A 7,996-nucleotide genomic window follows, 5' to 3' on the forward strand; every position below is an offset into this window, starting at 1 on the left:
GCGTCGCTGCGCTGCGCGGTCAGGTACCTTTCATCACTGCCGTTTCCGAGTAGAATGGCCGCTTTGCACGCAGTCGTGAAAACCGCGACCGGTGCCTCCATCCCCAGCATGGAAGTCTTTGTCGATATGTTTGCGCCTTTATTGAAGAAACTCTTTGGAAGCAAGAATGAGCGTGAGGTCAAACGCATGCTCAAGGCGGTGCAGGCCGTCAATGCCCTCGAAGAGCAGATGCTGTCGCTCTCCGACGAGCAACTGCGGAGCAAGACCGAAGAGTTCAAGGCCCGTCTCGAGAAAGGCGAAACCCTCGACCAGATCCTTCCTGAAGCATTCGCCGTCTGCCGCGAGGCCGGCAAGCGCGTGATGGGCATGCGTCATTTCGACGTTCAGCTCATCGGCGGCATGACACTGCACGAAGGGCGGATCGCCGAGATGCGCACCGGCGAAGGCAAGACCCTGGTGGCCACGCTGGCGGTCTATCTGAATGCACTGGCTGGCAAAGGCGTGCACGTGGTCACGGTCAACGATTACCTGGCTCGCCGTGACGCCAACTGGATGCGCCCGCTGTATGAATTTCTCGGGCTCTCCGTCGGCATCGTCACGCCCTTCCAGCCGCCGGCAGAGAAGCGCGCCGCCTATGCCGCCGACATCACCTACGGCACCAACAACGAATTCGGTTTCGATTACCTGCGCGACAACATGGCGTTCAGCCTGGAAGAGAAGAATCAGCGCGAACTCAATTTCGCGGTCATCGACGAGGTCGACTCGATCCTGATCGACGAGGCGCGCACTCCGCTGATCATTTCCGGGCAGGCCGAAGACAGTTCCAAGCTCTACCAGCAGATCAACCAGTTGATCCCGAACCTCAAGCAGCACATCGAGGAAGAGGAAGGCGTCGTGACCCAGGAAGGTCACTTCAGCATCGACGAGAAGACCCGTCAGGTCGAACTGAACGAGCAGGGCCACCAGTTCATCGAGGAGCTGCTGACCCAGGCCGGCCTGCTGGCCGAGGGTGAAAGCCTCTATTCGGCCCATAACCTCGGCCTGCTGACCCATGTCTATGCCGGCCTGCGCGCGCACAAGCTGTTCCATCGCAACGTCGAATACATCGTGCAGAACAACCAGGTGCTGCTGATCGACGAGCATACCGGCCGCACCATGCCCGGCCGCCGTCTCTCCGAGGGCTTGCACCAGGCCATCGAGGCGAAGGAAGGCCTGCAGATCCAGCCGGAAAGCCAGACCCTGGCTTCCACCACCTTCCAGAACTACTTCCGCCTGTACAAGAAGCTCGCCGGCATGACCGGTACTGCCGACACCGAGGCCTTCGAATTCCAGCAGATCTACAACCTGCCGGTGATGGTTATCCCGACCAACAAACCGCTGGCGCGCAAGGACTTCAACGACCTGGTCTACCTGACCCAGGAAGAGAAGTTCGCCGCGATCATCGCGGACATCAAGGAATGCCGGACCCAGGGCCGGCCGGTGCTGGTCGGTACCGCCACCATCGAGACGTCCGAATACGTCTCGCGCCTGCTGGACAAGGAGGGCTTCGAGCACAAGGTGCTCAACGCCAAGCACCATGACAAGGAAGCCGAGATCATCGCCCAGGCCGGCCGCCCGGGCGCGGTGACCATCGCCACCAACATGGCCGGCCGGGGTACCGACATCCTGCTCGGCGGCAACTGGGAAGTGGAAGTGGCGACGCTCGAGAATCCGAGCGAAGAGCAGGTCGCGCAGATCAAGGCGGACTGGCAAAAGCGCCATCAGCAGGTGCTGGAGGCCGGCGGCCTGCACGTGATCGCATCCGAGCGCCACGAGTCGCGCCGCATCGACAACCAGCTGCGTGGCCGTGCCGGGCGCCAGGGCGACCCGGGTTCCAGCCGCTTCTACCTGTCGCTGGAAGACAGCCTGATGCGCATCTTCGCCTCCGATCGGGTGAAGAACTTCATGAAGGCGCTGGGCATGGAGTCCGGCGAGGCGATCGAGCATCGCATGGTCACCAATGCCATCGAAAAGGCCCAGCGCAAGGTCGAGGGGCGCAACTTCGACATGCGCAAGCAGCTGCTGGAGTACGACGACGTCGCCAACGAGCAGCGCAAGGTCATCTACCACATGCGCAACAGCCTGCTGGCCGCCGACGAAATCGGCCAGACCATCGCCGAATTCCGCCAGGAAGCCCTGGATACGGCGATCAGTGCGCACATCCCGCCGCAATCGTTGCCGGAGCAGTGGGACATCCCGGGCCTGGAATCGGTGCTCTACAGTGATTTCGGCGTGCGTCTGCCGATCCAGCAGTGGCTCGACGAGGACGAAAAGCTCTACGAGGAAACCCTGCGCGAGAAGATCATGCAGGCCTTGCTCGAGGCGTACCGCGAGAAGGAGGAGATGGCCGGTGCCGAGGCGCTGCGTTCCTTCGAGAAACAGATCGTGCTGCGCGTGCTGGACGATCTGTGGAAGGACCATCTGTCCACCATGGATCACCTGCGCCACGGCATCCATCTGCGTGGCTATGCACAGAAGAACCCGAAGCAGGAGTACAAGCGCGAATCCTTCGCCCTGTTCCAGGATCTGCTCGATTCCATCAAGCGCGACAGCATCCGCGTGCTGTCCCATGTACAGGTGCGCCGCGAAGATCCGGCGGAAGAAGAGGCGCGTCTGCGCCGCGAAGCCGAAGAGCTGGCGCGGCGCATGCAATTCCAGCATGCCGAGGTTTCCGCGCTGGACCAGCCTGAAGAACAGGCGGAAGTCGAAGGCCAGGCCGACGTAGCAACTGTTCCGGTGCGCACCGAGCCGAAGATCGGGCGTAACGAACCCTGCCCGTGCGGCTCGGGCAAGAAGTACAAGCATTGTCATGGGCAGGTCCAGTAAGAGCCTGTTCAGGATCTGCTGCGCGTCGGCCCTGCTGCGTTAAAAACAGGCTTGGCAAGCCGCTTGCGGCTAACGCGCGCGGCCCGAAGGGCGAACGAAGTGAGTCATGCTCATTTACACCAGTAAACTCCGCTTGATTCGCTACGCTCACACTGCGGGCCAGCCTTCGGCTGTTACTCCGCTGCGCTACGTCTCTCGCCTGTTTTGCCTTGCAGGTCTCTAACGCGCGAGATCGTGAACAGGTTCTAAGCGGGACCTTTCCATGTGAGCCCGCGCCGCGACCGGTTCCTGCCGCTCGCGGCGTTTTTATCCCCGTTTTCCTCATGGCCCTGGGGGCCATTCAACGTCTCAAGGAGCGCATCCATGGCGGTCGGTCTCGGTCCTCTTCCCACGCTGCATCCGGTTCCCGGTTTCGAACTCGGTATCGCCTCCGCCGGCATCAAGCGGCCCGGCCGCAAGGATGTGGTGGTGATGCGCTGTGCCGAAGGCGCGCGCGTGGCCGGCGTGACGACCACCAATGCCTTCTGTGCGGCACCGGTGCTCGTCACCCGTGAACGCATGCACGGCGAGGTGCGCTACCTGTTGACCAACACCGGCAACGCCAATGCCGGTACCGGGCCGCAAGGGCTGGCCGACGCTCGGCGTACCTGCGCCACGCTGGCGGCGATGACGGGGGTGGACGAGACGGCCGTGCTGCCGTTTTCCACCGGCGTGATCGGTGAGCCGCTGCCGGTGGAGAAGATCGAATCCGCGCTTCAGGCCGCGCTCGATGACCTGTCCGTGGATAACTGGGCCGCTGCCGCCAGCGGCATCATGACCACCGATACCCTGCCCAAGGGCGCCAGCCGGCAGTTTCAGCACGATGGCGTCACCGTCACGGTGACCGGCATCAGCAAGGGCGCCGGCATGATCCGCCCGAACATGGCGACCATGCTCGGCTACATCGCCACTGATGCCAAGGTGGCCGGCAATGTATTGCAGGACCTGGTGCGCGACGCGGCGAACAAGTCCTTCAACCGCATCACCATCGACGGCGACACCTCCACCAACGACTGCTGCATGCTGATCGCCACCGGCCAGGCCGCGCTCCCGGAAATCGCCGAGGCGGCCGGCGAACTGTTCGCCAAACTCAGGCAGGCGGTGTTCGAGGTGTTCATGGAGGTCGCGCAGGCCATCGTCCGCGATGGCGAAGGCGCGACCAAGTTCGTCACCGTGCAGGTCAACGGCGGCGGCAATCATCAGGAATGCCTGGATGTCGGCTATGCCGTCGCCCATTCACCACTGATCAAGACTGCCCTGTTCGCCTCCGATCCGAACTGGGGGCGCATTCTCGCCGCGGTGGGTTACGCCGGTGTGGCGAACCTGGATGTGAGCAGGATCGACGTATACCTCGGCGAAGTCTGTATCGCCAGCCAGGGTGCTCGCGCGGCCAGCTACACCGAGGAGCAGGGTGCCGCGGTGATGGCCCGGGAGGAGATCACCATCCGTATCGAGCTGGGTCGTGGGGCCTGCAGCGAGACCATCTGGACTACCGATCTGTCGCACGAGTACGTGCGGATCAATGCCGAATACCGCACGTGAAAAGCGGCGCTGTGGTAGAGGGGACACGCTTTCGTAGGAGCGGGCCATGCCCGCGATGACTCTGAGTGGCCGGGGTTCGCGAGCATGGCTCGCTCCTACAGCGCGCAACCCTGCCAGCCACAGGTGGCCTGTGAAACCTGAACGATGAAACGAATCCATGTCGCTGCCGCGGTCATCCGCTCCGCCGATGGTCTCGTGCTGATCGCCAAGCGTCCGCTCGACAAGCATCAGGGCGGCTTGTGGGAGTTTCCCGGCGGCAAGGTCGAAGAGGGCGAGGCCGTCGAGGCCGCGCTCGCGCGCGAATTGCTGGAGGAACTGGGCATCGGCGTGACGGCGGCGCGGCCGCTGATCCAGGTGCGCCACGACTACCCGGACAAGCAGGTGCTGCTCGATGTCTGGGAGGTAACGGCATTCTCCGGCGAGCCGCACGGCGCCGAAGGCCAGCCGCTGGCCTGGGTCGCTCCTGCACAACTGCCGGACTACGCCTTCCCGGCGGCGAACCGGCCGATCATCGCCGCCGCGCGCTTGCCGGATCGCTATCTGATTACCCCTGACGGCAATTCCCCGCAGCAATTGCTGAACGGATTGGCGCGCGCACTGGATGCCAGCATCCGGTTGTTCCAGTTGCGCGTACCGTCCTTGTCCAGGGCCGACTACCGGGCGCTGGCGGCCGACGCCCTGGCCCTGTGTGCCGGGCGTGCGCAGCTCATGCTCAAGGGTCCGCTGGATTGGGCGGCCGATTTTCCGGCAGCCGGCTGGCATCTTACGGCCGGCCAACTGCGGCAGCATGCGGGGCAGGGCAGGCCCGTTCCGGCGGAGCAATGGCTGGCGGCGTCCTGTCACGATGCCGAAGAGCTGGCCATCGCAACGGAGTTGGGAGTAGATTTCGTTACGCTGTCGCCCGTGCTGCCGACCCCGACGCACCCCGGCGCGCGTCCGCTGGGGTGGTCGCGGGTGGCGGAGCTGTTGCAGGGCTTCAACCAGCCTGCCTTCATGCTCGGCGGAATGACATCGGTGCACCTGCCCGATGCACGGCAAGCGGGCGCGCAGGGCGTGGCGGCGATAAGAGCGCTATGGCCTGAACCTGCATGACGATTACCGGTCGATGGCACAGGGTCGCTCGTTACTTGAGCTTCGATAGGGAAAAGTAATTTTCCTTATTCCCTTAATCAATTAACCGTATGCGGCCAGCTGCGTTATCGTAGGCCCCGTCAAAGTTTCTGAACCCCTAAAGGAGTTAGCAGATGTCCCTGATCAACACCCAAGTCCAGCCGTTCAAAGTCAACGCTTTCCACAACGGCAAGTTCATCGAAGTCACCGAAGAGTCCCTCAAGGGCAAGTGGTCGGTCCTGATCTTCATGCCGGCAGCCTTCACCTTCAACTGCCCGACCGAGATCGAAGACGCGGCGAACAACTACGCCGAGTTCCAGAAGGCCGGTGCCGAGGTGTACATCGTCACCACCGACACTCACTTCTCGCACAAGGTCTGGCACGAAACCTCTCCGGCCGTTGGCAAGGCGCAGTTCCCGCTGATCGGCGACCCGACCCACCAGCTGACCCATGCGTTCGACGTGCACATCGCCGAAGAAGGCCTGGCCCTGCGCGGCACCTTCCTGATCAACCCGGAAGGCGTGATCAAGACCGTCGAGATCCACTCCAACGAGATCGCTCGCGACGTATCGGAAACCCTGCGCAAGCTGAAAGCTGCCCAGTACACCGCCGCTCACCCGGGCGAAGTCTGCCCAGCCAAGTGGAAAGAAGGCGAGAAGACCCTGGCTCCGTCGCTGGATCTGGTCGGCAAGATCTAAGGCTTCGCCTATCTGCCCTGCGTGCTGGAGGAGCTGTCACTGCTCCTCTGGCAGCCCAACGCCTGGACGCGAACCGTCCGGGCGTTTTATTACCTGAAATTCGTAAGTGGGGTACCGCTGATCATGTTGGACACCAATCTCAAGACCCAGTTGAAAGCCTACCTGGAGAAGGTCACGCAGCCTTTCGAGATCGTCGCGTCCCTCGATGACGGCGAGAAATCCCAGGAAATGCTGAGCCTGCTGCAGGACATCGCCAGCCTCAGCGACAAGATCACCCTGAAGACCGACGGCGACGATGCGCGCAAGCCGTCGTTCGCGCTCAACCGCATCGGCGGCAACATCAGCCTGCGTTTCGCCGGCATCCCCATGGGCCACGAATTCACCTCGCTGGTCCTGGCGCTGCTGCAGGTCGGCGGCCACCCGTCGAAGACCGCGCCCGAGGTGATCGAGCAGATCAAGGCGCTCGACGGCGAGTACCACTTCGAAACCTACTTCTCGCTGTCCTGCCAGAACTGCCCGGACGTGGTCCAGGCGCTGAACCTGATGGCCGTGCTCAACCCCAACGTGCACCACGTCGCCATCGACGGCGCGCTGTTCCAGGACGAAGTCGAGCGCCGGCAGATCATGTCGGTGCCGAGCATCTACCTCAACGGCGAGCTGTTCACCCAGGGCCGCATGAGCGAGGAAGAAATCCTCGCCAAGCTCGACACCGGCTCCAGCGCCCGCGATGCCGAGAAGCTCAAGGCCAAGGACGCCTTCGACGTGCTGGTGGTCGGCGGTGGTCCGGCCGGTGCGTCGGCGGCCATCTACGCCGCGCGCAAGGGCATCCGCACCGGCGTCGCGGCCGAGCGCTTCGGCGGCCAGGTGCTCGACACCATGGCCATCGAGAACTTCATCTCGGTGAAGGAAACCGAAGGCCCGAAACTGGCCCGCGCCCTGGAAGAGCACGTGCGTGAGTACGATGTCGACATCATGAACCTGCAGCGCGCCAGCAAACTGATCCCGGCGGGCGAAGACGGCCTGCATCGCGTGCAGTTCGAGAACGGCGGCGAGCTCAAGGCCAGGACCCTGATCCTCGCTACCGGCGCGCGCTGGCGCGAAATGAACGTACCGGGCGAGCAGGAATACCGCGGCCGTGGCGTCGCCTACTGCCCGCACTGCGACGGCCCGCTGTTCAAGGGCAAGCGCGTGGCGGTGATCGGTGGCGGCAACTCCGGCGTGGAAGCGGCCATCGACCTGGCCGGCATCGTCGCCCACGTCACCCTGCTGGAATTCGGCGAGCAACTGCGGGCCGACGCCGTGCTGCAGCGCAAGCTGCAGAGCCTGCCCAACGTCACCGTGCTGAAGATGGCGCAGACCATCGAGGTCAAGGGCGATGGGCAGAAGGTCACCGGCCTCACCTACAAGGATCGCGCCAGCGATGCCGTGCACGACGTCGAACTGGAAGGCATCTTCGTGCAGATCGGCCTGTTGCCCAACAGTGACTGGCTCAAGGGCAGCGTGGAACTGAGCCGCTTCGGCGAGATCATCGTCGACGCCAAGGGCCAGACCACTGTTCCCGGCGTGTTCGCCGCGGGCGACGTGACCACGGTGCCGTACAAGCAGATCGTGATCGCCGTGGGCGAAGGGGCCAAGGCCTCGCTGAGCGCCTTCGACCACCTGATCCGCACGTCAGCGCCGGCCTGACGCAGGGCGCGGGTGCGGAAAACCAAAGGGAGCGGATGCGAGTCCGCTCCCTTTTT

5 protein-coding genes are annotated in these 7,996 nt (G+C 63.6%); all 5 read left to right on the forward strand.

Annotation, left to right across the window (positions count from 1 at the left end; all coding sequences use genetic code 11):
* The first annotated feature begins 126 nt into the window (after positions 1-126).
* The 5 genes from secA to ahpF all read left to right on the forward strand — a co-directional run bounded on the left by secA (position 127) and on the right by ahpF (position 7,940).
* On the forward strand, positions 127-2,865 hold the full coding sequence (gene secA / locus IN820_RS17625; protein ID WP_193682226.1) for a preprotein translocase subunit SecA: 2,739 nt from the start codon (positions 127-129) through the stop codon (positions 2,863-2,865).
* 363 nt (positions 2,866-3,228) lie between these two features.
* Positions 3,229-4,446, forward strand: a complete 1,218-nt coding sequence (gene argJ / locus IN820_RS17630) for a bifunctional glutamate N-acetyltransferase/amino-acid acetyltransferase ArgJ (RefSeq protein ID WP_193682227.1) — start codon at positions 3,229-3,231, stop codon at positions 4,444-4,446.
* A 144-nt stretch (positions 4,447-4,590) separates the two neighbouring features.
* Positions 4,591-5,538 carry a Nudix family hydrolase gene (locus IN820_RS17635; protein WP_193682228.1) on the forward strand — a complete coding sequence of 316 codons (948 nt, stop codon included), beginning with the start codon at positions 4,591-4,593 and terminating at the stop codon, positions 5,536-5,538.
* Between the two features lie 152 nt (positions 5,539-5,690).
* The gene (ahpC, locus tag IN820_RS17640) at positions 5,691-6,254 is read left to right on the forward strand and encodes an alkyl hydroperoxide reductase subunit C (protein WP_193682229.1); all 564 of its coding nucleotides are present in this window, start codon (positions 5,691-5,693) and stop codon (positions 6,252-6,254) included.
* Positions 6,255-6,377: 123 nt separating this feature from the next.
* Positions 6,378-7,940 (forward strand): alkyl hydroperoxide reductase subunit F, encoded by a 1,563-nt coding sequence (gene ahpF, locus IN820_RS17645; RefSeq protein WP_193679040.1) that lies wholly within the window; start codon positions 6,378-6,380, stop codon positions 7,938-7,940.
* Positions 7,941-7,996 lie beyond the last annotated feature (56 nt).

The sequence above is a fragment of the Pseudomonas lopnurensis genome, from assembly GCF_015070855.1.
GTDB lineage: Bacteria > Pseudomonadota > Gammaproteobacteria > Pseudomonadales > Pseudomonadaceae > Stutzerimonas > Stutzerimonas lopnurensis.

Excerpts from the sequence above, each read along its gene's own strand:
- secA (WP_193682226.1), top strand. The coding sequence starts at position 127 with ATGTTTGCGCCTTTATTGAAGAAACTCTTTGGAAGCAAGAATGAGCGT.
- ahpC (WP_193682229.1), top strand. The coding sequence starts at position 5,691 with ATGTCCCTGATCAACACCCAAGTCCAGCCGTTCAAAGTCAACGCTTTC.
- IN820_RS17635 (WP_193682228.1), top strand. The coding sequence starts at position 4,591 with ATGAAACGAATCCATGTCGCTGCCGCGGTCATCCGCTCCGCCGATGGT.
- argJ (WP_193682227.1), top strand. The coding sequence starts at position 3,229 with ATGGCGGTCGGTCTCGGTCCTCTTCCCACGCTGCATCCGGTTCCCGGT.
- ahpF (WP_193679040.1), top strand. The coding sequence starts at position 6,378 with ATGTTGGACACCAATCTCAAGACCCAGTTGAAAGCCTACCTGGAGAAG.